The organism is Devosia sp. FJ2-5-3, assembly GCF_029201545.1.
GTDB lineage: Bacteria > Pseudomonadota > Alphaproteobacteria > Rhizobiales > Devosiaceae > Devosia.
Window position 1 is genome coordinate 1,790,481 of record NZ_CP104007.1, and the last position, 25,280, is coordinate 1,815,760.

Genomic DNA, 25,280 nt, shown 5'->3' on the forward strand with positions numbered 1-25,280 from the left:
CCAGAAAGGGCGTCAGCCGCCCTGATAGACCGAGGTCAGCACTTCGATCTCGCGGGAGCCACCCGGCACGATTTCCACATCGCGATTGTAGACCTGCTCGCCCTGCTTGGCGAGAACGGTGTAGTCGCCCTCGGCCAGAACCGTAGATGGGAAGGCGCCGCGGTCGCTGAACACGGTTACGCCATCGGCCGTCTTGACCGTCCATTCGACGTCGGCGATGGCCTCTCCGCCGGCTTCTGAAACCAGCTTGAACGAGACTTCGCTGGCCTGATGGAACAATGTCGCGTCGGTCAGTTCTCCAGCCTCGACGCGCAGATCGGCTCGCACCACGGCATTGATCGAGCCGAAATAGGACACGATGTGGTAGGTCCCTGCATTGAGCGTAACGATGTCGTTGGGCGGGACGCCCTCGGCGATGAGGACGCGATTGGCCTCGGTGCCAGCAGTGAAGATATCGAATTTGAGCTGTGTCGCGGGAATCGGAATATCCCCCGTCACGGCCGAATTGAGCCGGAGCGCTCCTGCCTCGAGGTCGATCATCTTTTCATTGTTGCCCGGCGAAATCGTCAGCTGTTCGCTGAGCTGGGCACGGCCATAGGCAACATGCACGACATAGTCGCCCGGGGGCAGGTCGAGCCGCGCGGTGCCCTCGTCGGATTTTGCGACCAGGGGCATTTCCCCGGTGCTGTCCGGCACGGCTTCGAAAACGCGCCAGACCAGGCCGTCGGGGATCGTCTGGCCGTTCTGGGAAATCCGTGCGCTCAGCGTTACCGGTTGCGGCGTGTTGGCGAGGGCCGAGGCCGCCTCCGAGGCTGGCGTCGGCAGGGCGGGCGTGGTCGTTTCGGACGGGGCGGCGTCGCGGTCCGGCCGGGGACGCGGCAGCGGCGGGATCTCCGTGCTCTCCTGGGCGGCCACCATTGCAGCGGGCACGATGGAGGTGAATACGGCACAGGCCAGCGCGGCCGCGACAATCAGGCGTTTGGCTGAGAGCATGAAAATCCCGGGCCATCCTCTAGCGTTGACGGACAGACGCGCCGACTCCTGGAGCCACAGGCGCGAGTAGGGAAAATCTCTGTCACAGACGGCACGGCTTGAAAACCGGTGCGCATTGGGCTCAAAGCTTTTTCCTACAGGTCCCGCCCTACCATCCTATTCGAGCAAGAGCCACACAATGCCCGCCAATCCTGCCCTGCGTGACTATTTTTTGACCCGTCGTTCTGTCGGCCAGGCCTTCCTCACCGAGCCCGCCCCGACGGGAGAGGACCTGGATACCCTGCTTACCATTGCGACGCGCGTGCCCGACCACGGCAAGCTCACCCCCTGGCGGCTGGTGGTCTTCTCGGGAGACGCCCGGGTGGCGGCGGGCGAGAAGCTGGCCAATCTGGTTCAGCAGAGGCGTCCCGATATCGACGAGGCATCGCTCGAAGTCGAGCGTAACCAGTTTCTGCCCGCGCCGCTCGTGATCGGTATTCTCTCGGCCCCGAAAGCGCATCCGAAGATCCCCGAATTCGAGCAATTGATTTCGGCCGGCAATGTCGCGTTCAATCTCGTCCACGGCGCCTACGCACTGGGCTATGCCGCGAACTGGATTACCCGCTGGTATGCACTCGAGCAGGAGGCCTCGGCTTTGCTTGGGGCGCAGCCCGGCGAGCGTTTCGTGGGTTTTGTCCATATTGGCACACCCAAGACAATCATCGAGGACAGGCCGCGGCCTCAGTTGGGTGACATTGTCACATTCTGGCAGCCTTAGGAGGCGTCAAGGTTAACAGTCTGTTAGCGAACTCGGTCCAAAAGTTAACGGAATGTGATTCTGTGCAATTGGGCCGTTCATGGGCGTGCAGCCGATTTCCATCCCGCAAAACCTTGCCTCGGCGCTCACCACGGCCGGCAATCGCAGCGGCGTGGATTTTTCCTATCTGCTGCAGACGGCCATGCGCGAGAGCAGCCTGAACCCCAATGCGCGGGCTTCAACCTCTTCTGCCGTCGGGCTTTTTCAGTTTCTGGAGGGCACTTGGCTGCAGGTTTTGAAGACCGATGGGCCGCGCCTGGGCTACGGCCAGTACGCGGCCCATATCGAGGTCACCAGCGGCGGCAACTACACCATCAGCGATCCGGAAAAACGTAGGGAAATCCTTGCCTTACGCGAAAATCCGCAGATTGCTTCGGACCTTGCCGCCGCCTTCACACGCTCGAACGGCGACTATCTGCGCGAACGGTTTGGGCGCAATCCAAGCGCCGGCGAACTCTATATCGCCCACTTCCTCGGCGCCCAGGGTGCCGAGCGGATGTTCCAGGCCGGCCTTCAAAATCCTGACCAACTGGCGGTCGAGGTCTTTCCCCGCCAGGCCGATGCCAACCGCTCGATTTTTTACGCGAATGGCCAGCCGCGCACCATCCGCGAAGTCTATCGAGTGCTGGTCGCCAAGCACCAAGATATTGGAAATGCTGAGTTTTCCGCCCAGCAAATGGCCGGGCAAGGCAGTGGCGCCCCCGTACCGGCGCCGGTCGTGCCGTCCCGGTTCTCCCGCGAGAACCTGACCTTTACTGGCCTCTTCAAGACCGAGGCCGAGAACATCCAGACCCGCGGACAGGGCGGCTCGGCGTTTTTCACCCAACTCTATAGCCAATAGTTATCATCGGCTTAGCTCTTATGGTGAAGAGTTCCTTAAACACTATGAGCTAGGCTTTCCTTCGCCTCGGTGCGGAGAAGGTGATGATCGAGTACAGCGAGTTTGAACGGCTCTCCCGGTCCGGCGACAGCGACGAACGCGGCCACGCCGCGCATCTGGCTGCGCTTGCCTATCTCGATCACGATGGTCCTGCCGACGAGCATGCGGCCCTCTATGCGGCCCTGATCGGCTTTCTCGATGATCCTTCGGTGAAGGTCCGCGCAGCGCTGGCCTATGGCCTGCTGCATTCCGTTCAGGCGCCCCGGCCGATCATCATGGCCCTGCTGCGCGATAGCGCCGTGATCTCGCGGGCAGTCCTGCAGTATAGCCCGGTCTTGCTCGACGCTGACCTTGTGGGGCTGGTGTTGTGCGGCGATCCATCGACTCTACTGGCTATTTCCCAGCGGGAAAAACTCTCGGCGCGGATCGCCAGCGCGTTGATTGCGCAGGAAAATTCAGCGCTCACGATGCGCATTCTTCGCCGGGATGACGTGCAGCTTGATCCCGGTCTGCTGCTTGAACTCGCACACCGCAATGGCGGGGATGCGAACATGCGGGGGGCATTGTTGGGCCGGAAAGACCTTCCCGCACCCGCGCGCCTGATCCTTGTGCAGCGAATTACGGAAAGTCTGCGCCAGGCGCGCATCGTTCGAGGGGCACTCGCGCCGGATCGGTTGGAGCGGCTCCTGCGCGATGGTACCGACACGGCGCTTTCCGCCATCGGCGAGACCGAGGCGGTTCAGGCGCGGGGCGAATTCTTCGAGCGTCTTGTCGGATCGGATGAGCTCAACATGCGCATCTTGTTGCACGCGCTGGTCACTGGTCACGTCATGTTCTTTGCCGCCTGCGTGGCGGAGCTGAGTGGCGTGTCGCGCGGTAAGGTGTTCACACTGCTGGAAAATGGGAGCCGAGCGGCACTGATTGCGCTCTTTTCGCGGGCGGGACTTGGCGGCGAAACCGGTCGCCTGCTGGTCCGGCTGGTGTTCCATGCCCGGGCTGCCGACCTCGCCGATGATGTTGCCGCGCGGCACTATGTGGTGACGGCGCTGACAGAAGAACTCATTGCCGAGTATGACGGCGATATCCCGCAGGCGCTGGAAGAAGCCTTTGCCTATCTCAGCGAGCAGAACATCGCGCTGGCCCGCAAGGCCGCGCGCGGCGTGATGTCGACATTTGCAGGGGTAGCCAGGGCGCCGATGTCGCTTCCGCCGGTGGAACAGTCGGCCCTTCTGCCCCTTCCGGCGGCCTGATCAGAACCGGAACTGCTCGCTCAGGACGCGTTCTTCGAGGCTTGTCCCGGGGTCAAACAGTAGCGTGACGCCGTGAGTGCGATCCTCGCGCACGGTCACTTCGCTGACATTCTTGAACTCGACATTGTCGGCCACGGCGCTGACCGGGCGCTTTTCTGCCTCGCGCAAAGTGAACTTCACCTCGGCCCTGTTGGACAGGATTGCACCCCGCCAGCGACGGGGCCGAAACGGGGAAATCGGTGTCAATGCAAGGATTTGCGCCTCGATCGGCAGGATCGGGCCGTGGGCGGAGAGATTATACGCGGTGGATCCGGCCGGGGTGGCAAGCAGGATGCCGTCGCAGATCAGTTCGCTCAGGCGGACTTCGCCGTCCACGGCGATCTGGACCTTGGCGGCCTGGTGGCTGGAGCGGAAAAGCGAGACTTCGTTGAGTGCCAGCGCTGACTGCGCGTTGCCAGCGGAATCGACGACGCGCATGGATAATGGGTAGATGCGGGTCCGCTGCGCGGAGCGAAGACGCTGCTCCAGGCCGTCTTCGGAATAGGCGTTCATCATGAAGCCGACAGTGCCGAAATTCATGCCATAGACGGGGATGTTGGTCTGCATAACCCTATGAAGTGTCTGCAACATTAGCCCGTCGCCACCAAGGGCGACGACGATGTCGGCGTCTTCGATCGGGGCATCGCCATAGAGATTTCGGAGCCTTGCGGCGGCGGCCTCGGCCGTCGTGGTCTCGTTTGCGACAAAAGCGATACGCGGAGCCTGTTCGCTCACACTGCCCTCCAAAACCATGCGCAGTGCCGGTCCGTTCTCGAGGAAATCTCGGGTCTGCCTAGGCCCAATATGACAGAGGGCCAAGAGAAGCAACGGTCCGTTCGACTTATCCTGCGGGGACTTAATCGCGCCAGGGTCTTCGCACCGAGGGGCTTGGTGTTAGCCAAAGGGTAACATCAGCGCATTCCAGGCGTGAATCCGGCAATTCATGGCGCGTGACAAGAACTGGCAATTATGTATACAATTTTGGAATTGCACTGTTGTTGGCTCGGGAGGGGACTGAATGACGACGCAAACATTTCCGATGAATGCCTGGTACGCCATTGCTTGGGATGTTGAGGTCAAGCGCAGCCTCCTGGCGCGCACGATCTGCGGAAAGCCCGTAGTTCTCTATAGAAAGCAAGACGGCAGTGCGGCCGCGCTGGCCGATGCGTGCTGGCATCGTCTGCTACCGCTCTCGATGGGAGAGCTTTACGGCGACAACGTCATCTGCGGCTATCACGGCCTCGAATTCGATGATACCGGTCGTTGTGTATACATGCCGTCGCAGGATACGATTAATCCATCGGCCTGCGTAAAATCCTATCCGCTAGTCGAACGTCACCGTTTCATCTGGCTGTGGATGGGGGAGCCCGAACTGGCCGATCCTGCGCTGGTGCCGGATCTGCATTGGAACCAGGACCCTGAATGGGCGTCGGACGGCAAGGTGATCCACGTCAAGTGCGACTACCGGCTCGTCATCGACAATCTGATGGATCTCACGCACGAGACCTATGTGCATGGTTCCTCGATCGGTAATCGGGCCGTTGCCGAGGCGCCGTTCGAGGCGACCCATACCGACACGACCGCAACCATCACCCGGTGGATGCGCGATATCGATGCGCCGCCATTCTGGCGCGGTCAGTTGGGCAAGCCCGGCAATGTGGATCGCTGGCAGATCATCAATTTCCAGGCGCCTTCGACCATCGCCATCGATGTGGGCGTGGCGCCTGCAGGCACGGGTGCGCCGGAGGGCGACCGCAGCCAGGGGGTGAACGGCTTCGTTCTCAACACCATGACGCCGGAAACCGACAAGACCTGCCACTATTTCTGGGCCTTTGCGCGCAATTACAAGCTCGATGAACAGGCGCGAACGCATAATCTGCGCGAAGGCGTTTCCGGGATTTTCAAGGAAGACGAGATCATCCTCGAGGCCCAGCAGAAGGCGATCGACGCCAATCCCGACCATGTCATCTACAATCTCAACATCGATGCCGGATCGATGTGGGCCCGCAAGCTCATCGACCGCATGATCGCGGCCGAAAATGAAATGCAGCAGGCCGCAGAATGAACGCCAGTTCGGATCGTGCGGGCCAATCGCAACGCGCTCTGATGGGTGTGCGCGATCTGATCATCTGCGGAGAAATACCCGCCCATGCGCGCCTGTCGGAAGTGGCGCTGGCCGAACGGCTGGGTATATCGCGGACCCCCTTGCGGTCGGCGCTGGCGCGGCTCGAGCAGGAAGGGCTTGTGGAAGCGATCCCCACCGGTGGGTATGCGGTTCGCGGATTTACCCGTGAGGACGTCACCGACGCGATAGAACTGCGTGGCGTGCTGGAGGGCACCGCCCTCCGGCTGGCGGCGGAACGGGGCGTCGATACCGGCAGGATGGATGGGCTCAAGCTCCTGCTCGCAGAATTGGACGAGGCGCTCGGGGTTGTCGCCGAAAGCATGGATTTCGAGCGCTATGTCACCCTCAATGCCGAGTTGCATACGCGGCTCTGGGGGTTGGCAAGCCAGACAATCCAGCGCGAGATAGAGCGCGTCACAAGCCTGCCTTTCGCTTCGCCCAGCGCCTTTCTCAACAAGCAGGCCGATGTGCTGGCGTTCCGTCGATCTCTCTACGGGGCCCAGGACCAGCACCGCGCGATGGTGCAGGCTGTCGAGCGCAGGGAAGGGGCCCGTGCGGAAGCCTTGGCCCGGGAACATGCAATGCTGGCCCGGCAAAACCTCGAATTCGTGCTGGATGAGGATCGCAGCCTGATCCGCCGCGTTCCGGCACTCTCACTGGTGGTGGGGTAGTCCCATGCGTAACAGACTTGAATGGCGCAATGGGCGCGTCGCCAGCCTGCGGCATGTCGCGGACGATGTTCTCTGCCTGACCTTCGCCGTCGAAGGCGCCTTGCCACGTTTCGATCCCGGGTCCCACACCAATATCAGGGTCGATATCGGCGAAAGGCATGCGGTGCGGACCTATACCATCGTGCCGGCTCCAAAAGGGCATCTGGCGGTTGCTGTGAAATTGCATCCGCAGAGCCGGGGCGGTTCGCGCCATATGTGGAGCCTGCGGGAGGGCGATCCGGTGCGGCTCACGGTGCCGGAAAACCGGTTCGAACTGAGTTGGCGCGCACCGCACTATCTGTTGCTCGCCGGCGGCATCGGCATCACGCCGATCTATGGGATGGCGAAGGCCCTTATGGGGCGCGGAGCGTCGGTGCGGCTCGTCTATGGGGCCCGCGCGACCGGCCTGATGGCATTCCGCCAGGAACTGCAGGAGCTGCTCGGCGAGAGGCTCGTGCTGCGGGATAATTCCGTCGGCGAGCATGTTGACCTTGCAGGTGAATTCGCGGCGCTGCCGCCCGGCGGGGAATGCTATCTCTGCGGGCCGATCGGCATGCTGGAGGCGGCGAAAGAAGCCTGGGTGGGAACAGGGCGGCCCCTCAGCCGTCTCCGCTACGAGGTGTTCGGGGATAGTGGTCTTCTTGCCGAGGAGGCGTTCAGCGTCGACATCCTCAATCGCAATCAGTCCGTTACGGTTCGTCCCGACCAGACGCTGCTGGAAGCGCTGCTCGATGCAGGGGTGGACATGGTCTATGACTGCCAGCGCGGCGAATGCGGGCTGTGCGCCGTCAAAGTGCTGGAGCGCCAGGGCGCGATCGACCATCGCGACGTCTTCCTCAGCGCGGAGCAAAAGGCGGAGAACGACCGCATGTGCGCCTGCGTCTCTCGCCTGACCGCCGGCGGCGGCACAATCGACGTGGGATATCGCGCCTGAAATTGCCGTGTCTCTCGCTTCCTTCGGGGGGCGTGAGGCACGGCACCGCACCCCCTTGCGCGGGATTAGTTATGATATATAACAAGATTCATGAGGGAGGGGACTCATGGATTTCAAGGCAGCGTCCATACGGCCTGTGCGTCTGGGGAATATGGCAGCCACGGCCAAGCCACGGCCTGACGGCAGTATACTGATCAAATCTTCAGAGACTCTGGGTGCCTATCCGCGCTCCATCGTCGATGCGCTTGCTGCCTGGGCCGAAAAGACCCCCGATGCCATTCTGATCTCGGATCGCGAAGGCGCGGGTTGGCGCTCGCTGACCTATTCGCAGGCAGTGGAGCGCATCCAGCCACTGGCGCAGGCGCTTCTCGATGCCGGGCTCGGGCCAGAGCGGCCGCTGATGATCCTGTCGGGGAATGAGATCGAACACTTCCTGCTCGGAATGGCGGCTATTTGGGTCGGTATTCCCTATGCACCGATTTCCCCAGCCTATTCCTTGGTCTCGACCGATTTCGGCAAGCTCCGGCACATTACAGAACTGCTGACGCCGGGAATGATCTATGCCAGCGATGGCGAGCGTTTCGAGGCGGCAATCGAGGCCGTCATTGGGGGCGATGTTCCGGTGGTGGTTCGCACCAATCCCCTGGCGTCGCGCGACAGCCTCGTTTTCGACGAATTGCTGAAAACGCCCGTCACCAGGGTGGTGGCGCACGCCCATGCGGCGATCTCAGGCGATACCATTGCCAAGGTGCTCTTTACGTCCGGCTCGACGGGCCTGCCCAAAGGCGTCATCACCACGAACCGGATGATGGCCTGCAACCAGCAGATGATCCGCCAGGCTCTTGCTTTCCTCGAGGATGAGCCGCCGGTGCTGCTCGACTGGATGCCCTGGAACCATGTGGCGGGCGGGAGCCACAATGTGGGGCTGACACTCTATAATGGCGGCAGCTTCTACATAGATGACGGACAGCCGACGCCGGCACGCTTCGGCCGCACGCTAGAAAACCTCTCCATGGTGCAGCCCACCTTTTTCACCAATGTGCCAAAGGCCTACGAGTTTCTGGTGGCGGCATTTGCCGACAATCCCACTGCGCGCAAGAACCTCTTCGCGCGGCTCAAGCTGCTGCAATATGCGGGGGCGGGGCTCGCCCAGCATGTCTTTGACGGACTGGACGAGGCAGCGCGCGCCGAGACGGGCGAGCGTATCCTGATCATTACCGGTTACGGCTCGACCGAGACCGCTCCTTTTGCTTTCACCACCACCTGGCCGGTGGAAGAGGCGGGCCATATCGGCCTTCCCGCCGCCGGGATGAGCGTGAAGCTGGTGCGCAACGCCGAAAAGCTCGAATTGCGGCTCAGAGGCCCGAACGTGACGCCGGGCTATTGGCGGGACGCCGAAAAGACGGCCGAGACGTTCGACGACGAGGGCTATTACTGCATTGGCGACGCCGTGCGGTTTGCGGAGCCGGACCGGCTTGATCGTGGGCTGGTGTTCGATGGCCGCGTGACCGAGGATTTCAAGCTCTCGACGGGGACATGGGTGAATTTCGCGGCGCTGCGGAGCAAGATCATAGCTGCCTGCGCGCCGCTGATCCGCGATGTCGTCATCACCGGGCTCGACCACAATTTCATCGGCGCCATGATTTTCCCGGACATGCAAGGCTGTTGCCGACATGCGGGGCTCGACGAGGCGACGCCGCCGGATGCCATCGTCTCCCGGCCTGAGGTGAGAGCGCATTTCGAGGCCGCACTCAATTCGCTCTCGCAGCAGGCGACGGGCAGTTCGAACCATGTCGCCCGTGCCCTGCTGCTCGATTGCCTTCCCGACATCGACAAGGGCGAGGTTACCGACAAGGGTTCCATCAATCAGCGCGCCGTGCGCACACACCGGCGCCATCTCGTCGAACGGCTCTATGCGGACACGCCGGATGCCGAAATCATGATTTTCCGTCGCCAGGGAGAGCAGAATGGCTAGGCCACTCGCAATGCGGTTTGACGATGCCTGGCTGCTTGGCGGCGCCCGGACACCGTTTGTCGATTATCGGGGCGCATTTTCGTCGATTTCGCCTATCGACCTGGGGATCAAGGCGGCGCGGGGCGCAATCGAGCGCGTCGGCGTGCCTGCAGAGGATATCGAGCACACCATCGCCGGCTCGATGGCGCAGGCCTCGTTCGACGCCTATGTGACGCCGCGCCATATCGGGCTTTATGCCGGGGCGTCCGTGGAGGCGCCGGCGCTTCTGGTGCAACGGATTTGCGGAACGGGGCTCGAGGTGATCGCCCAGGCCGCGGACTCGGTTTCGCTGGGTCGGATCGACCTTGCGCTTGCCGCCGGATGCGAGTCGATGAGCCGGAACCCGATCGCGGCCTATACGCACCGAAATGGATTTGCGCTGGGCGAGGTGGAGTTCAAGGACTTCCTGCTCGAGGCGCTCTACGATCCGGCCGGTTGCGTCAGCATGGGCGACACGGCCGAAAACCTGGCGCAGCAATACGGGATTTCGCGCGAGGCGGTTGACCGGTTTGCCGAGCGCAGTTTCGAGCGCGCGGTGGCGGCCAGGGAGGCGGGCATCCTCGCCGAGGAGATCGTTGCGGTCGAAACCGAGACTTTCAGTATCGAAGGGCTTGGCGATCGCGGGATCAGATTGCCGCGCGACATTGCCGCGGTGACCGAAGACAGTCATGTGCGGATCTCGCCCTATGCGGTGCTCGCCAAGCTGCGGCCGGCCTTTGGTGGCGTGCAGACGGGCGGCAATTCGTCGGCCATCGTCGATGGTGCGGCCGCGGTGCTGGTGGCTTCGTCCGACTATGCGCGACGCAAGGGCAAGGCGCCGCTGGCGCGTATTGTTGCCAGCGCCGCCGTGGGCGTGCCGCCCAAGATCATGGGGATCGGCCCGGCGCCGGCCATCCGCGCCGTGCTCGATGCGGCCGGAATGACGCTCGACCAGATCGACCGGATCGAGATCAACGAGGCTTTTGGGGCGCAAGTGCTGGCCTGCGTGGCGGAACTGGGGCTCGATGAAGCCAAGCTCAACGTCAATGGCGGAGCGATTGCCATCGGGCATCCGCTCGGGGCGACCGGCGTGCGACTAGCGCTGACGCTGGCGCTGGAGCTCAAGCGGTCGGGGCTGCGCTATGGCATCGCTTCGGCCTGTATTGGCGGCGGGCAGGGAATTGCCCTGCTCATTGAAAATGTGGAGGCCCGCTGATGGATATTGCGGGCAAGACGGTATTCGTTTCCGGCGCCGCCTCCGGGCTAGGCGCGGAGACCGCGCGGGCGCTGGTTTTGGGGGGCGGCGCCCGCGTGGCAATTTTTGACCGGGATGCGGTCAAGGGCAAAGCCGTGGCGGCGGAACTGGGCGGACAGTTTTTCGCGGTGGACGTCTCGGATGCGGCGAGCGCTGAAGCGACCATCGCCGAGGCTATTGCGGCATTGGGGGCGCCGTCGGTGCTGGTCAATTGCGCCGGAATTGGCACCGCAGCACGCATTGTGGGGCGCGAAGGGCCCATGGATCTGGCGGCCTTCCAGAAGGTCATCAATGTCAATCTGGTGGGCAGTTTCAACATGATGCGGTTGTGCGCTCATGCCATGTCTCAGGCGGAGCCGGACGCGAACGGGCAGCGCGGCGTGATCATCTCCACCGCCTCGGTTGCCGCCTATGAAGGCCAGATCGGGCAGGCGGCCTATGCCGCGTCCAAGGGCGGGATCGTGGCGCTGACGCTGCCGGCGGCGCGAGAGCTGGCGCGGTTTGGCGTGCGTGTCCTTGCCATTGCGCCGGGACTGTTCCTGACCCCGCTGCTCGAGGAACTGCCCGCGGAGGTACAGGACGGGTTGTCGGGAAATATTCCCAATCCACCCCGGCTCGGACGTCCGGCCGAATTTGCCCAGCTGGTGATGGCCATGGTTGCGAACGATTATCTCAACGGCGAAGTCGTCCGCCTCGACGGCGCGCTGCGCATGCAGGCAAAGTAGGCGGAAATGTTCAGCAATCTCACCACCGTGACGATCCAGTTCGGCGACTGCGACCCGGCGGGCATCGTTTATTATCCCAATTATTTCCGCATGTTCGACAATGCGACGGCGGCGCTGCTGTCGGCAGCTCTCGGCATGAACAAGCGTCAATGGCTCGCCGAACAGGGTATTGCCGGCATTCCGATGGTCGATACGAGCGCGAAGTTCTTCGTGCCCTCGAGCTTCGGTGACGTGCTGGATATCAAGAGCGAAATAACTGAGCTGGGGCGATCGAGCTTTTCGGTGCGCCACAAGATCTTGCGGGAGACCGACCTGGCGGTCGAGGCGCTCGAAAAGCGCGTCTGGACCCGACGGGACGAAACCGGGGCGATCCGCTCCGCACCTCTCCCCGATGCCGTACGCAAATGTCTGTCGGAATAGGCAGGCCCCATCTGCGCCTTGTGCGCCTCGCTTCTGTCATGTGAAAGGACAAGACATGACGCACACGGATGTGCTCGAAATCGGCCACAAGGGCGCGATTGCTCACATTGTTTTCAATCGGCCCAACAAGCGCAACGCGCTCAATGATGCGCTGATCGCGGCGTTGGATGACTTCTTTTCGACGGTGGGAGACGACACCCGCGCAATCATCGTTTCGGGCGCCGGCGGTCATTTTTCGTCAGGCCTCGACCTATCGCAACATGTCTCCCGCGAGCCCTTGGAAGTCATGGCGCATTCGCGCAACTGGCACAGGGTGATGGCGCTGATCGCGCAGTCGCCGCGTCCGGTGGTGGCGGCGATGAGCGGCGCTGTCATGGGGGGCGGGCTGGAATTCGCCGCCAGCTGCCATGTTCGGGTGGCCGAGGAGACGGTGCGGTTTCAGATGCCCGAGGGCATGCGCGGCATCTTCGTCGGCGGGGGTGGTTCGGTGCGGATTTCCAATCTGATCGGGGCGCATCGCATGACCGAGATGATGCTGACCGGGCGCAGCTATTCGGGCCTCGATGGAGAACGGCTGGGTCTGGCCCATCATTGCGTGCCCGAGGGGCAGGCGCTGACCAAGGCATTCGAGCTGGCCGAGCGCATCGTGTGCAATTCGCCCACCATCAACCAGCTGATCATCCAGGCGATCGCGCAGATTTCGGCAATGCCGCCAGAGGCCGGCCTCTATGCTGAAAGCCTGACGGCGGCGCTCAGCCAGACCGGGCCCGATGCGGAAGAGGGGCTGCGAGCCTTCCTTGAAAAGCGCGTTCCGGTGTTTCGCTAGGTCAGCCGCTCGAGGAGAGACAGCAATTGGTCGCGTTGCGCATTGCCCCCCAGCCTGTCGATGAATTCCTGCTCCAGCTCTTCGTGCACCTTGCGCGCCTGGGCGAGGAATTTCTCGCCTTCGGGCGTGAGGTGCAATGCATTGGCCCGGCGGTCGGTCTTGACGTGCACGCGCTCAAGCAGGCCCCGGGCCTGCAGACCATCGACAAGGGCGACGAAATTGGCGCGCTTGACCCCGAGTGCGGAGGCGATTTCGGTCTGCTTGCGCCCTGGATTGCCGTCGACGAGGACAAGCACCGAATATTCGGCCGGGCGCAGCGCGAGGTCGGAAAAAACTGCCATGAACCGTTGAAACACACTGAGCTGAGCGCGCCGCAAACGATAGCCGATCATTCCGAGCTGGGCATCGGCTGCCGCCCCGATTTCGGTCTCATCGTTTTCGGGCACGGCATCAGTTTTCGGCATTCGGGCGCTCCGTCTGTAGGGAGTGTCGCTTGATGCGACCAAAGAGTTTTGTTATGATAAATAACATTTTAGGCGGCGGGTTCGTCAAGCGGCTCGAGGAGGTCGTCTGAAGTTCCGAATGGGCAAATTCCAGAGGGCGCATCGTCAATTGCTTTGATGTTCCCATCGTCTGGAAGGCGTCGTCCAACGCGTTGAGGTGTCGATAGCCGAGGAGGGCTGTCTCGCCTAGCTAGCATATCACGACAGAGATACTGGGCGGTCAAACTAACGGGGAGGGGAATAGTGTTCCAGGATACGTCCGTGCTTGGGCGAGCGGCGAATGGTGTCGCGCGCTGGCTGGCGATAGCCGGGGGCGTCGTCCTCCTGGCGATGATTGTCATTGTCGTCGTCAGCGTTATTGGCAGAGCCTTCATCTGGGCGGGGCTAAAGCCAATTCTGGGCGATTATGAGCTCATAACGGTGGGCATGGGCTTTGCGATTTTCGCCTTTCTGCCCATCGCCCACATTTCGCGCGGCCATGCCCTGGTGTCGCTGGTCACGGACAATTTCGGGCCTCGGGCAAACGCCTGGATCCTTGTCGTCACCGATTTCATGATGCTGGTTGCCTCGGCCTTTATCGCCTGGCGGCTGTGGTTCGGCATGCTGGACAAGTTCAGCTATCGCGAAACCACTATTCTTCTTGGACTTTCAATGGGATGGGCATTTGCCGCAGCGATGGTGGGCGCGGCGGGTATGGTCTTTGTGGCCCTCTATGTTTTCGGTCGCTCCATCAGCGATGCACTGGCAGGGCGCGCCGGACCCAAGCATGTGGGGAGCGAACATTGACGACCAATCTTATTCTGGGGCTGCTGGGCATTCCCGTGGTCCTGCTGATGGTTTTTCTGCGCGTTCCAATCGGGTTGGCCATGATGGTGGTCGGTGTGGTCGGGACCTGGCTTGTCACCAAGACCTTCAATCCGGTGATGTCGCAATTCAAGACACTCACGTACAGCACGTTCGCGTCTCACAGCCTCTCCGTTGTGCCGCTGTTCCTGTTGATGGGCCAGTTCGCGACGATGAGCGGGCTGTCCACCAAGATATTCAAGGCCGCGACGGCCTGGCTCGGGCATCGCAAGGGTGGGGTCGCCATGGCTGCGATCGGCGCCAGCGCGGGCTTCGGATCCATTGTCGGTTCGTCGCTGGCAACCGCGGCGACGATGGGGCGGGTGGCCCTGCCGGAGCTCAAGAAATATGGCTATTCGGATAGTCTGGCGACAGGAACCGTGGCGGCCGGGGGCACGCTAGGTATTCTTATTCCACCATCGGTGATCCTCGTCATTTTCGCGGTGCTGACCGAGCAGAACATCGCCAAACTGTTCATGGGCGCCTTTATCCCGGGGCTGCTGGCGGCCATCGGCTATATCATCGTGATCGCCATTTATGTTCGCGTCCGGCCCGGCGCCGGCGCGACGCTGGAGCGCGTTCCCTATGTCGAGCGGTTCAAGGCCCTTTTCGACATCTGGCCAGTTCTGGCGGTGTTCGTACTCGTGATCGGCGGGATTTATACCGGCGTTTTCACGCCGACCGAGGCGGCGGCGATCGGCGCGGCCGGCACCGGGCTCATCGCCCTGGCCAACCGCAGCCTGAGCTTGGCCGGTATCCGCGATGCACTGATTTCGACCGCCATGTCGACCGCGATGATTTTCCTGATCGTGTTCGGAGCGGCCGTTCTCAACGGCTTTCTGGCGCTGTCGCAATTGCCGCAATTTTCGGCCAACTGGATCGGGGAGCAGGGGTTCAACCCCTGGGTGGTGCTCGCGATCGTGCTGGTGTTCTACCTTATCCTCGGTTGCGTCATGGATTCGCTGTCGATGATCCTGCTGACCATCCCCATCCTCTATCCGATGATGATGGTGCTCGACTTCGGCATGACGCCGGACGAGTTCGGGATCTGGTTCGGTATCATCGTCCTGATCGCGGTGGAGGTGGGGCTGATAACGCCGCCCGTTGGAATGAACCTCTTTATTATCAATACGATGTCCCCCGGCACAAAGCTGTCCGACACGTATTGGGGCGTGTTGCCATTCGTTCTGAGCGACATTGTCCGCACCATAATCCTGGTAGCTTTTCCCGCGATCACACTCTGTCTGGTCTGGTGGATCTACTAGCGAAAATGCCCTGTGCGTCGAGGAGGAAATGAGGCGCAGGGCCAACTGGCCGAACGAAAGTTCGGTCCTTCAAAGGGAGGAAGTAAAATGAAGTCGACCAGCCTTATCCTGGGTGCAATTGCTGCCTTGGCGCTGTCTACCACAAGCTTTGCCCAGGAGGTGACGCTCCGCATTCACCAGATGCTGCCGGCGCAGGCAACCATTCCCGCTCAGGCCATCGAGCCCTGGGCCAATATGGTGTCCGAGGCCTCCGGCGGTCGCATCGCCTTTGAGCTCTATCCGGCGATGCAGCTGGGCGGCGTTCCTGCCGATCTCTACGACCAGGCCAAGGATGGCGTGGTGGATATCGTCTGGACCATTCTGGGCTATACGCCAGGCCGTTTCCCAAAATCGGAAGTGTTCGAGCTGCCGTTCATGCTGACGACCGGCGAGGCATCTTCGGCGGCCTTCTACAAATATGTGATGGACAATGCGGCCGACGAAGTGGCCGGTTCCAAGGTGCTGGCGCTCCACACCCACGGCCCGGGCCTCTTCCATTCGCAGGAGCCAATCAACTCCCTCGAGAATCTGCAGGGCATGAAGGTGCGAGGCGGTTCTCGCATTATTTCCAATATGTTGCGCCTGCTTGGTGCCGAGCCGGTGGGCATGCCGGTGACCCAGACGCCGGAGGCGCTGTCCAAGGGCGTCATCGAAGCGACGACCGTGCCTTGGGAAGTTACGCCCTCGCTGCGCATTGCCGAACTGGTGAAAAACCACACTGGTTTCACCAGCGATCATGGCCTCTACAGCCAGACTTTCGGCATGTTCATGAACCATGACAGCTACAACAATCTGCCGGACGATCTGAAGGCGATCATCGACGAGCATTCGGGGCTGGAGCTGTCGCGCCAGTTCGGCCGGGTGATGGACAATGGCGACGCCAATGGCCTCGCTCTTGCCGTCAAGGCCGGCAACAACATCGTCCAGCTCGATGCCGAGGAGACCGCGCGCTGGGTGGCCGCGGCCGAGCCGACCTATGCCGAATGGTACAAGGAAATGGAAGCCATCGGCGTTGATGGTCCGGCCCTGGTTGAGGCGGCTCGCGCCGCCATCGCAGCCGAATCCAAATAATCTATTCCCGCATTTCTGGAGCCTCGCCCGAGCTGGGCGGGGCTTTTTTGTGCGCGAAATTCCGAGGGCGAAGGCGGTTTTCGGGCGATTTGGGAACGAAGGCAATCGGGCATAGGGCCGACTAAGCTCCTGGAAAACAAGTTATATCCTGGGGTTTGTCATCGGGGCGACGCTGGCGGGGTTGACTTGCGCACCATTCGCGGTAACGTTCCCATGCACGGCGGAGGAGCCGGGCGAGGGAAGAGCCATGGGACTGAGCCGTAACCGACGGCCTACCATTATCGATGTTGCCGAGCGCGCAGGGGTGTCCAAGAGCACCGCGGCGCGGGCGCTGGCTGGTTCTTCCAACATCACCGAAAAAACGCGCGAAAAAGTCGTGCAGGCCGCCGAGGCCGTGGGCTATGAGCGCAATCATCTGGCCGTGGGGATGCGATCGGGACGCAGCGGGATGCTGGGCCTCGTTATTCCCGATATCGCCAACCCGTTCTGGGCCGACGTGGCGCGCGGTGCGCAGGACCGGGCTTCCAGGGCAGGGGCGTCGCTGCTGGTGTTTTCATCGGACTGGGACCCACAGGTCGAGGCGGCGCATCTGCGCGCGCTGCGCCGCGCCCGGGTGGACGGGGCCATCGTCAATCCGGTCTCGGATAGTTTTGACGATCTCGACCGGTTCGGCATGCCCTGCGTGTTCATCGGATCGAGCGCCGAGCGGTTTCCCGATATTTCGAGCGTGGGTTCGGATATCGCACAAGCGGTACGGCTGGGGCTCGATTTTCTGGTGAGCAAGGGACACATGGCCCCGGCGCTTATTCTGGGGTCCCGGGGACGTCTGGCGCGGTCGCGCTTTCTGCGCGCGGTGCATGAGCACTGCGTGGAGCGCGATGTCGATTCGGCGATCCTGCCGATCGAAGATGGCGAATATACCGTCGAGGGCGGGCGCGAGGCCATGCGCCGCCTGCTGGCGCAGGCTCGGGTCGGGCATCTCGCGGTGTTCGCCGCCAACGACATGATGGCGCTGGGGGCAATGATGGCCGTGCGCGACGCGGGCCTCGATTGCCCGGGCGATGTGTCCATCCTCGGTTTCGACGGCATTCCTTCAGGCGAATTCGCCTGGCCTGGGCTCACGACCGTGGCCAAGCCGGGAAGGGATATTGGCGAGCGGGCGGTGGAGTGCCTGTTTGACGAAATCGAACACAAGCCGGACCACCGGCGCATCTACATGCCGTGTCGCCTCTTAGAGCGAGGCTCACTCGCCGATCTGTCGACGCAGCGGTCCCAGCACATTGCGGGGACAGGGAGGGTATAAGTATGGCGACCGATGCCACTCAGCGTTCGACACATTCGCCTATTGGTGGGAACGTTCCCGCAAGTGGTGCGCTTCGCACTTCGGGCGAGTCTGTTAACCCAGTGCTATCATCGCGACGGGGCTTTCGCGAAAGCGTGCGCCAATGGTGGCCCTATTACGCGATGATGGCGCCGGGCCTCCTGTTCTTCTTCGTCTGGCACTATGTTCCGATCTGGGAAGCCAAGATGGCTTTCGAGCAGGTCCGCATCATTCCGCCCAATATCTGGGTCGGGCTGAAGAACTTCCAGACGCTGTTTTCCTCGCCGCTGTTTTACCAGGTGCTGGCCAATACGCTGATCATCTCGGGCATGAAGATCCTCTTCGTGTTCCCGGTGCCGATCATCGTGGCGCTGCTGCTCAATGAAATCCGCAGCGGCAAATTCCGCGGGATGATCCAGTCGGCGATCTATCTGCCGCACTTTCTGTCGTGGGTGGTGATCGCGGGCGTGTTCATCGCGCTGCTGTCGCCAACCGATGGCGCGGTCAACCAGATCCAGACGGCGATGGGCTTTGCGCCCATCAACTACATGACCAATACCGGAACGATCCGCTGGGTGCTGGTGATCTCGGAAATCTGGCGCTCGGCCGGTTGGGACAGCCTCCTTTATCTCGCGGCGATCTTTGCCATCGACCCGCAGCTTTATGAGGCGGCGGAGCTGGACGGCGCGAGCCGTTGGCAGAAGATCCGGCACGTGACCATTCCCGGCATCGTGCCGACCATCGCCACGCTGTTCATTCTCAACATGGGCATGTTCCTCTCGGCTGACCTCAACCAGGTGGTCAACATGCAGAACGCGGTCAATGCGTCGACCATCGATATTCTCGACACCTATGTCTACCGCATGGGCCTGTTTACCGGGGAATACGCGCTGGCGACCGCGGCGGGCCTCTTCAAGGCGGTGATCGGCATGGCGCTGGTGTTGATCTCACATTTCATCAGCAAGCGACTGACCGGCAAGGGAGTGTGGTGATGGCCAGTTTTTCGCGCCGGACGCCGCTCGAACGCGTCGAATATGTGCTTATCGTCTCGACCCTGCTGCTGCTTGTGGTGTTCACGCTGCATCCGCTGCTGAACCTCTTGGCGCTGTCGTTCACCGAGCCGAGCAAGGTAGCTGGCTTTTCGGGCCTGTCGATCATCCCCGACGGGTTTTCGACCGATGTGTGGGCGCTGCTGTTGCAGCATCCCAATGTGCAGCGGGGTCTCTTCAACTCGATCTGGATGACGGCCACCAGCGTGTGCCTCGGCGTTTTCGGCACGGCGCTGATGGCCTGGGGCATGTCGCGACCGGGCCTGCCGGGTCGGCGGCTGATCTTCATCATGGTGCTGGTGACCATCGTGTTCGAGCCCGGCATCATTCCCGACTACTTCCTGATGAAGCGGATGGGCCTGCTCAACACGCCCTGGTCGGTGATCATGTATAAGGTGATCAGCGCCTGGTATCTCATCATCCTCATTCGCTTCTTCGAGGAAATTCCCAAGGAATTGCTGGAGGCGGCAGAGCTCGACGGCGCCAATCCGTTCCAGACCTTTTTCCTGGTCGTGCTGCCGCTGGCCAAGCCCGCGCTCGCCACCATCGCGCTCTTCTATCTCGTGCTGCACTGGAACGAGTTCTTCCGGTCGATGATCTACCTCAACGACCAGACGAAATGGCCGCTGCAGGTGGTGCTGCGCCAGTTTGTCATCGAGGGCGACAAGGTGGCAATCGTCGGCGCCCATAATGTCGCCAACAACACCGCCATTGCCCAGATCAATATCCGCGCGCTCAAGGCCGGGATGATCTTCATCACCATCCTGCCAATCCTGGCGATCTACCCGCTGATTTTGAAGTTCTTCACCAAGGGCACAATGTCGGGGGCGCTGAAGGGATGAGGGGTTTTTGGGGGTGTTCACTTCTCCCTTGGGGGCGAGGTGGGGGCAGATGGAGGGCGGCTCCTTCTACCGGGTCATCCCCGCGGAAGCGGGGACCCCTGTTGAACGGAGGTTCCCGCTTTCGCGGGAATGACATCGAGGATGGGACTTCGACCTCTTTGCCAAAGGAGAGGTGGTGGCGGACGATGGATCGGGGCTCTCGCCCCCCACCCTCAATCCCTCCCCGCAAGGGGGAGGGAGGCGGGCTGGTGGGTGTTTTGGCCCGGGTCATCCCCGCGGAAGCGGGGACCCCGGTTGAACGGAGGTTCCCGCTTTCGCGGGAATGACATCGTGAAGGTGGCGGGCGAGGTGCCCGTAGCGACCAAGTGACAAAAAATTCCGCGGAAGCGGTGTGACGGAATAAACGGAGGAGACTGAAAAATGAAATTGAAGACGCTGCTTTTGGCAACGACGGCCATGGCGATGCTGGGTGCTGCTGTGGCGCCGGCTATGGCCCAGACAACGCTGCGGCTGGTGAGCAAGGATCTGCTGACCACCAACCCCGATGACATGAAGGAAATCGAGGCGATCGAAGCTGCGCTCAAGGCGCAGGGGACCGATGTCGATATCCAGACCATCGATTTGCCGGGCGGCACTGCTGCCTATGGCGAAGCACTGGGCGTCATGCTGCTGTCGGGCGATATCCCGGACATCATGTATTTCCAGGGCGGCGACCAGAAGATGGCCGAGCAGGGTATTCTCGAGGATCTGCGCCCGTGGGTGGAAGGGTCCGAAACGGTCAAGGCCGGCATGTGGCCGCACAATTTCGACCGGCTCGAGAACTATCCTTATCTCATCTATCTCTACCCTGCGCGCGCGCCGCAGCCGGTGATGCGCAAGGACTGGCTGGATGAGCTGGGCCTGCAGCCGCCGACCACCGTGGAAGAATATGAGGCGCTGTTCCAGGCCATTCACGACGCCGACCTCGATGGCGACGGCACGCCGGGCAATACGCTGGGCCTGACCGGGTTCGGCAATACGGGCGAACTCGACTCCATCTTCAACCAGGCGTTTGGCGTGACCGGGACCTGGATGAAGAACGGCGAGGGCAAGTGGGTGAATGCCCGCGTGACCGACGCGGAAAAGGCCAAGATCGAGTTCTATGCGCGGCTGGCCGACAAGGGCCTGTTCGACAAGGAATATGTCACCAACACCTATGACGTGAAGGAAGACAAATTCTACACCGGCAAGGCTGGCGTGATTTTCGGCTCGTCGCCGGAAGTGATCGACATCTATTCGGGCAAGATGCGCCAGACCCATCCGGACGCGGACGTGAGCCTCGTACTGCTGCCGGCGCCGTCGGGCCCGGGCGGCAAGGGTCTGGCCGCGGTGGATGTGGCCAAGGAATCCCGCGGCTGGGCGATTTCCTCGCTCTCCGAGCACAAGGAAGAAGCCTTCAAGGTGCTCGAATTCATGGCCTCCAAGGAGGGCCAGGACATCGACCGGCTGGGCTTTGAGGGTGTGCACCACAACACTGCCGCCGATGGCAGCGTGACCTTAACCGACGCGATCTCGACCTGGTATGCGCGCTTCTTCAACGCATCGAACTGGACGCCGCCGACCCCGCTCTTGGGCGAGACCGCACAGGCCGCGCTCGACAATATCAAGGCCGATTTCGTCGCCGACAATTCCTTTGTCTGGCCGGCCGAATATGCCGCCGAGGTCGACGCCACCGAGCAGATCTACCGCGCCTGGGTGGCCCGCTTCATCACCGGTGAGGCCTCGCTGGACCAGTGGGGCGATTTCGTCAGCGAATACAACGCTGCCGGTGGTGCCCGCATGGCCGAATACGCGGCGAGCGTGTTGGGCGAGTAAGGGCAGGGGCGCAGATGTAACAGTCTGCGCCTCCCTCCCCTTGATGGGGAGGGAATGAGGGTGGGGTGACGCCACAAGCGCGGTGTTTGTTGCCACCCCCACCCTTGATCCCTCCCCACAGGGGGGAGGGAGACGATGAACATCGGCACCGTCGCGTGCTGAGGAATGAAGAGAATACGATGACCCCATCCCTGAACTCCCGCATTCGCGGCATGATGCATGGCGTGGCGCTGGGCGATGCGCTGGGTGCGCCGGTGGAGAAGCTGTCGGCTGCCCAGATCCGTGAGCGCTATGGGCGGGTGCGGTCGGTGATGACGCGGTGGCACAAGATGGATCTGCCGCCCGAGCAGCGGAACCACAGGGTGCGCGGCGACGGGATCGTCACCGATGACACGCTGATGACGCTGGCGGTGATGGACATCTACGCTGAGGTGAAGCGGCATCTGGACGCCTGGGACATGGCCGACGGGATGGTGCGCCAGATCGCCTGGATCAAGCGCTGGGTGCCCGAATTGCAGCGCGAGGCGATGCTCATCGACCGGCTGTTTTATCCGGAGAAGTGGATTTTTCAGCGTCACCAGCTGGCCAATTGCGATCCGCGACAGGGCGGGATCGGGAACATGGTGAACTGTGGGGCGGCGATGTACATCGCGCCGATCGGGGCGGTGAATGCGGCGGACCCGAAGGCCGCCTATGACGAGGCGATCGCCTTCGCCTCGGGGCATCAGGAGAGCTATGGGCTCGAAGCGGCCGGGGTGATGGCGGCGGCGGTGGCGGCAGCCTTCGTGCCGGGCACGAGCATTGACGAGATTGTCGAGACTGTGACCGGGCTGGCCAAGGATGGCACGCGGGAGGCGATTGAAGCGATTGCCGAGGCGGCGGTGCGGCTGCGGAAGACGGACGCTGAGCATGAAGAGGTCTGCGCCATCTTCCACGAGATCATCGGTGGGTTTTCGGTGATGGGCGACGACGTCAATCATTTGGAAGAAAAGGTCGGGCGGCGGACCGATGCCTATCGGCCGAGCCGGTTGCTCTCGATCGAGGAGCTGCCGTTGGCGCTGGGTTTTTGCCTCTTCAATGATGGCGATTTCCGCCTGTCGATCGAAGATGGCATCAATTCGGGGCGCGATACGGATTCCATCGGCGTGATGGCCGGGGCGATCCTGGGGGCGATGCATGGCGAGGGCGTTATCGACGCTGAGGACCATGCGCAGATCAACCGGGCGAACAGGCTCGATCTGACGGCGTCGGCGGATGCGTTTGCCGGGGTGGTGACGGAAATTCTGGCTGCGGATCGTGCGGCTGCGGAGGCGCGCTGGGTGGCCAGGGCGGAACTGGGTTTGGCGTGATTTTTCTCTGAGTTTTCCGGCTCCTGCCTGTGACGGCGGGACGAACGCACCAAGAATTTTGAAAGTCCGAAACGAATGCTGTCCGAAACCCAAATCCTCGAAAAGATCTACGCCGGCTTTATCGGCAAGGCCATTGGCGTGCGCCTCGGCGCCCCGGTCGAGCCGACCATCTGGAGCTATGAGCGCATCCACAAAACCTACGGCGAGGTGACCCAATATCTCCGCGATTTCAAGAACTTCGCGGCGGATGATGACACTAATGGCCCGGTCTATTTCATCCGGGCGCTGCGCGATTATGGGCTCGATTGCACCGCCGAGGACGTGGGCAAGACCTGGCTGAACTACGCCGCCGAGGAGCACGGCATGTATTGGTGGGGTGGGTTTGGTGTTTCGACCGAGCACACCGCCTATCGTAATCTGCGGGCCGGTATCCCCGCACCGCAATCGGGCTCGATTGCGCAGAACGGCACGACGGTGGCCGAGCAGATCGGCGGGCAGATTTTCATCGACAGCTGGGGCTGGGTGAACCCGGGCAATCCGCAGCGGGCGGCCGACATGTCGGCGATGGCGGCGAGCGTGGCGCACGATGGCGACGGGCTCAATGGCGCGCGGTTCTGTGCGGCGGCGATTGCGGCGGCGTTTGAGGCCGGAAGCATTGACGAGATCATCGCGACGGCGATGTCGACCATTGATGCCGGCTCGACCTATGCCCGCGTCTGCCAGGCGGTGATCGACTTCCATAAGGCAAACCCCTCGGACTGGCGCGCCTGCCGCGACATGCTGGAGGCCGAATGGGGCTATGACCGCTATCCCGGCGTCTGCCACATCATTCCCAATGCGGGGGTGACCATCATGGCGATCCTCTATGGCGCGGGCGATCTGCCGCGGACGGCCGAGATCGCCACCATGGCCGGCTGGGACACCGATTGTAACGCCGGCAATGCGGCGGCGATTGTCGCGACCTTCCAGGGCCTCGATGAAGGCTGGGGCAAATATCGCAAGCCGATCAATGATTTCCTGATTGCCTCGGGCATCGTTGGCGCCATCAACATCGTCGATATTCCGAGCTTTGCGCGGGAGCTGACTGTGTTGGCGCTGCAACTGGCGGGTCGGGAGGTTCCGGCGCTGTGGCGGGAGGATTTCACCCGTCGCGGGCTGCGGTTTGATTTTGACCTGCCGGGCTCGACCCATGGTTTCCGGACGGAGGGGTTCAACCAGATCACCCTAAAACATTCCGGGGAACGGCATGTGGAGGGCTCGCGCGGATCGCTGGAAATCCAGCTCGATCGGCTCGAGCGCGGGCAGGGCGGTCGGGTGTTCTGGAAGTCGTTCTATCGGCGCACGGATTTTGACGATGAGCGCTATCGCCCGATGTTCAGCCCGGTGGTGGATGCAGGGCAGATCGTGTCGTTCAAGCTCTGGCTCGATCCGTGGAATGGCGACGGCAATCTGCGCGTGGCGCCCTATGTGCGCCGGACGATGAGCGGGGCCATCGAAGAGGTTGGTGCCTGGGATGTGCCATCCGCCGAGGGCTGGCAGGACTATTCGTTCGCGGTGCCGGATGGGATGGAAGCGATCGACGAGATCGGCATTTCCATCGAATATTTCGGGCGGCTGAAGTTCCTCGGGCGGCTGTTCCTCGCCGATTTCAAGGTGGAGGGACCGGGGCGGATCGTCATCGAGCCGGAGACCGAGGCGCAGGAATGGGGCGCGATCACGCGGTTTACCTACAATCGTGGGCACTGGACGAAGAGCTTTGGGCGCATTCAGGGGCATACGGCGGGCGATGCCGATATGTGGACCGGGCATTATTACGCCAAGGATGTCACCGTCTCGGCCGATATCCAGCGGCTCTCGGGCGCGTCGCAGCTGGTGACGGCGCGGGTGCTGGGCACGGGACGCTTCTATGCGGCCGGGTTTGAGGGCGATGAGGTGGTCATCCTCAAGGAGAAATTTGGCTCGACCGCGCTGGCGCGGGCGAAGTTCACTCCGGAGACCGGGAAGAGCTATCAGTTCGCCTTCAGCGTAAAGGGGGATCAGCTGACTTTTGCGGTGGATGGGATGGAGCTGATCAGTGCCTCGGACGGGGAGTATCAGCACGGTATGGCCGGCCTGCGGCTCGCTTCGGCGGGGCGGATGAGTGTCGGGCGGATCGAGATCGTCGAGAGCTGAGTGAAGAGAGAAGGCCCCCTCACCCG

General features: G+C 62.2%; 23 protein-coding genes. 20 read left to right on the top strand and 3 right to left on the bottom strand.

All coding sequences use genetic code 11. The features are described 5' to 3' along the window. Positions 1–12: 12 nt before the first annotated feature. Positions 13–993, bottom strand: coding sequence for a hypothetical protein (locus tag N0P34_RS08625; RefSeq protein ID WP_275606609.1), 981 nt, complete (start codon positions 991–993; stop codon positions 13–15). A 178-nt stretch (positions 994–1,171) separates the two neighbouring features. Here N0P34_RS08625 and N0P34_RS08630 point away from each other — a divergent pair, with 178 nt between their 5' ends. The 3 genes from N0P34_RS08630 (at position 1,172) to N0P34_RS08640 (ending at position 3,919) form a co-directional block, all read left to right on the top strand. Continuing rightward, complete coding sequence (locus tag N0P34_RS08630; RefSeq protein WP_275606610.1) at positions 1,172–1,750, top strand: nitroreductase; 579 nt, start codon at positions 1,172–1,174, stop codon at positions 1,748–1,750. A 79-nt stretch (positions 1,751–1,829) separates the two neighbouring features. Beyond that, on the top strand, positions 1,830–2,630 hold the full coding sequence (locus N0P34_RS08635; RefSeq protein WP_275606611.1) for a transglycosylase SLT domain-containing protein: 801 nt from the start codon (positions 1,830–1,832) through the stop codon (positions 2,628–2,630). Between the two features lie 83 nt (positions 2,631–2,713). Then, positions 2,714–3,919, top strand: a complete 1,206-nt coding sequence (locus N0P34_RS08640) for a DUF2336 domain-containing protein (RefSeq protein WP_275606612.1) — start codon at positions 2,714–2,716, stop codon at positions 3,917–3,919. Here N0P34_RS08640 and N0P34_RS08645 read toward each other — a convergent pair whose 3' ends face one another. Continuing rightward, complete coding sequence (locus N0P34_RS08645) at positions 3,920–4,717, bottom strand: NAD kinase (protein ID WP_345774463.1); 798 nt, start codon at positions 4,715–4,717, stop codon at positions 3,920–3,922. A 259-nt stretch (positions 4,718–4,976) separates the two neighbouring features. Between N0P34_RS08645 and N0P34_RS08650 the strand changes: the two genes are divergently transcribed. From N0P34_RS08650 to N0P34_RS08685, 8 genes are all read left to right on the top strand, one after another. Continuing rightward, the gene (locus N0P34_RS08650; RefSeq protein ID WP_275606614.1) at positions 4,977–6,023 is read left to right on the top strand and encodes an aromatic ring-hydroxylating dioxygenase subunit alpha; all 1,047 of its coding nucleotides are present in this window, start codon (positions 4,977–4,979) and stop codon (positions 6,021–6,023) included. Then, positions 6,020–6,754 (top strand): GntR family transcriptional regulator, encoded by a 735-nt coding sequence (locus tag N0P34_RS08655; RefSeq protein ID WP_275606615.1) that lies wholly within the window; start codon positions 6,020–6,022, stop codon positions 6,752–6,754. The genes N0P34_RS08650 and N0P34_RS08655 overlap by 4 nt, the downstream gene beginning before the upstream one ends. Before the next feature lie 4 nt (positions 6,755–6,758). Next, positions 6,759–7,727 (top strand): PDR/VanB family oxidoreductase, encoded by a 969-nt coding sequence (locus N0P34_RS08660; RefSeq protein WP_275606616.1) that lies wholly within the window; start codon positions 6,759–6,761, stop codon positions 7,725–7,727. Positions 7,728–7,833: 106 nt separating this feature from the next. After that, positions 7,834–9,702 (top strand): feruloyl-CoA synthase, encoded by a 1,869-nt coding sequence (locus tag N0P34_RS08665; RefSeq protein ID WP_275606617.1) that lies wholly within the window; start codon positions 7,834–7,836, stop codon positions 9,700–9,702. Next, a complete protein-coding gene (locus N0P34_RS08670; RefSeq protein ID WP_275606618.1) occupies positions 9,695–10,936 on the top strand; it encodes a thiolase family protein in 1,242 nt (413 codons plus the stop codon). The genes N0P34_RS08665 and N0P34_RS08670 overlap by 8 nt, the downstream gene beginning before the upstream one ends. Continuing rightward, positions 10,936–11,700 carry an SDR family NAD(P)-dependent oxidoreductase gene (locus N0P34_RS08675; RefSeq protein WP_275606619.1) on the top strand — a complete coding sequence of 255 codons (765 nt, stop codon included), beginning with the start codon at positions 10,936–10,938 and terminating at the stop codon, positions 11,698–11,700. The genes N0P34_RS08670 and N0P34_RS08675 overlap by 1 nt, the downstream gene beginning before the upstream one ends. 6 nt (positions 11,701–11,706) lie before the next feature. Beyond that, entirely contained in the window at positions 11,707–12,120 is a 414-nt protein-coding gene (locus N0P34_RS08680) for a thioesterase family protein (RefSeq protein ID WP_275606620.1), read from the top strand. 55 nt (positions 12,121–12,175) lie between these two features. Then, positions 12,176–12,946: a crotonase/enoyl-CoA hydratase family protein gene (locus N0P34_RS08685; protein ID WP_275606621.1), complete on the top strand. Its 771-nt coding sequence runs from the start codon at positions 12,176–12,178 to the stop codon at positions 12,944–12,946. Here N0P34_RS08685 and N0P34_RS08690 read toward each other — a convergent pair. Continuing rightward, a complete protein-coding gene (locus N0P34_RS08690; RefSeq protein WP_275606622.1) occupies positions 12,943–13,410 on the bottom strand; it encodes a MarR family winged helix-turn-helix transcriptional regulator in 468 nt (155 codons plus the stop codon). The genes N0P34_RS08685 and N0P34_RS08690 overlap by 4 nt on opposite strands. A gap of 282 nt (positions 13,411–13,692) precedes the next feature. Between N0P34_RS08690 and N0P34_RS08695 the strand changes: the two genes are divergently transcribed. The 9 genes from N0P34_RS08695 (at position 13,693) to N0P34_RS08735 (ending at position 25,254) form a co-directional block, all read left to right on the top strand. After that, positions 13,693–14,235 carry a TRAP transporter small permease subunit gene (locus N0P34_RS08695; RefSeq protein ID WP_275606623.1) on the top strand — a complete coding sequence of 181 codons (543 nt, stop codon included), beginning with the start codon at positions 13,693–13,695 and terminating at the stop codon, positions 14,233–14,235. Between the two features lie 47 nt (positions 14,236–14,282). Continuing rightward, positions 14,283–15,557, top strand: coding sequence for a TRAP transporter large permease (locus N0P34_RS08700; protein ID WP_275606947.1), 1,275 nt, complete (start codon positions 14,283–14,285; stop codon positions 15,555–15,557). Between the two features lie 87 nt (positions 15,558–15,644). Continuing rightward, entirely contained in the window at positions 15,645–16,667 is a 1,023-nt protein-coding gene (locus N0P34_RS08705; RefSeq protein WP_275606624.1) for a TRAP transporter substrate-binding protein, read from the top strand. 247 nt (positions 16,668–16,914) lie between these two features. After that, positions 16,915–17,970, top strand: coding sequence for a LacI family DNA-binding transcriptional regulator (locus N0P34_RS08710; protein WP_275606625.1), 1,056 nt, complete (start codon positions 16,915–16,917; stop codon positions 17,968–17,970). Between the two features lie 134 nt (positions 17,971–18,104). Then, entirely contained in the window at positions 18,105–18,980 is an 876-nt protein-coding gene (locus N0P34_RS08715; RefSeq protein WP_275606626.1) for an ABC transporter permease subunit, read from the top strand. Next, complete coding sequence (locus N0P34_RS08720) at positions 18,980–19,879, top strand: carbohydrate ABC transporter permease (RefSeq protein WP_275606627.1); 900 nt, start codon at positions 18,980–18,982, stop codon at positions 19,877–19,879. Before N0P34_RS08715 ends, N0P34_RS08720 begins: the two co-directional genes overlap by 1 nt. 420 nt (positions 19,880–20,299) lie before the next feature. Then, positions 20,300–21,733, top strand: coding sequence for an extracellular solute-binding protein (locus N0P34_RS08725; protein ID WP_275606628.1), 1,434 nt, complete (start codon positions 20,300–20,302; stop codon positions 21,731–21,733). A 179-nt stretch (positions 21,734–21,912) separates the two neighbouring features. Next, on the top strand, positions 21,913–23,082 hold the full coding sequence (locus N0P34_RS08730; RefSeq protein WP_275606629.1) for an ADP-ribosylglycohydrolase family protein: 1,170 nt from the start codon (positions 21,913–21,915) through the stop codon (positions 23,080–23,082). Between the two features lie 75 nt (positions 23,083–23,157). Beyond that, positions 23,158–25,254, top strand: coding sequence for an ADP-ribosylglycohydrolase family protein (locus N0P34_RS08735; RefSeq protein WP_275606630.1), 2,097 nt, complete (start codon positions 23,158–23,160; stop codon positions 25,252–25,254). Positions 25,255–25,280: the final 26 nt, after the last annotated feature.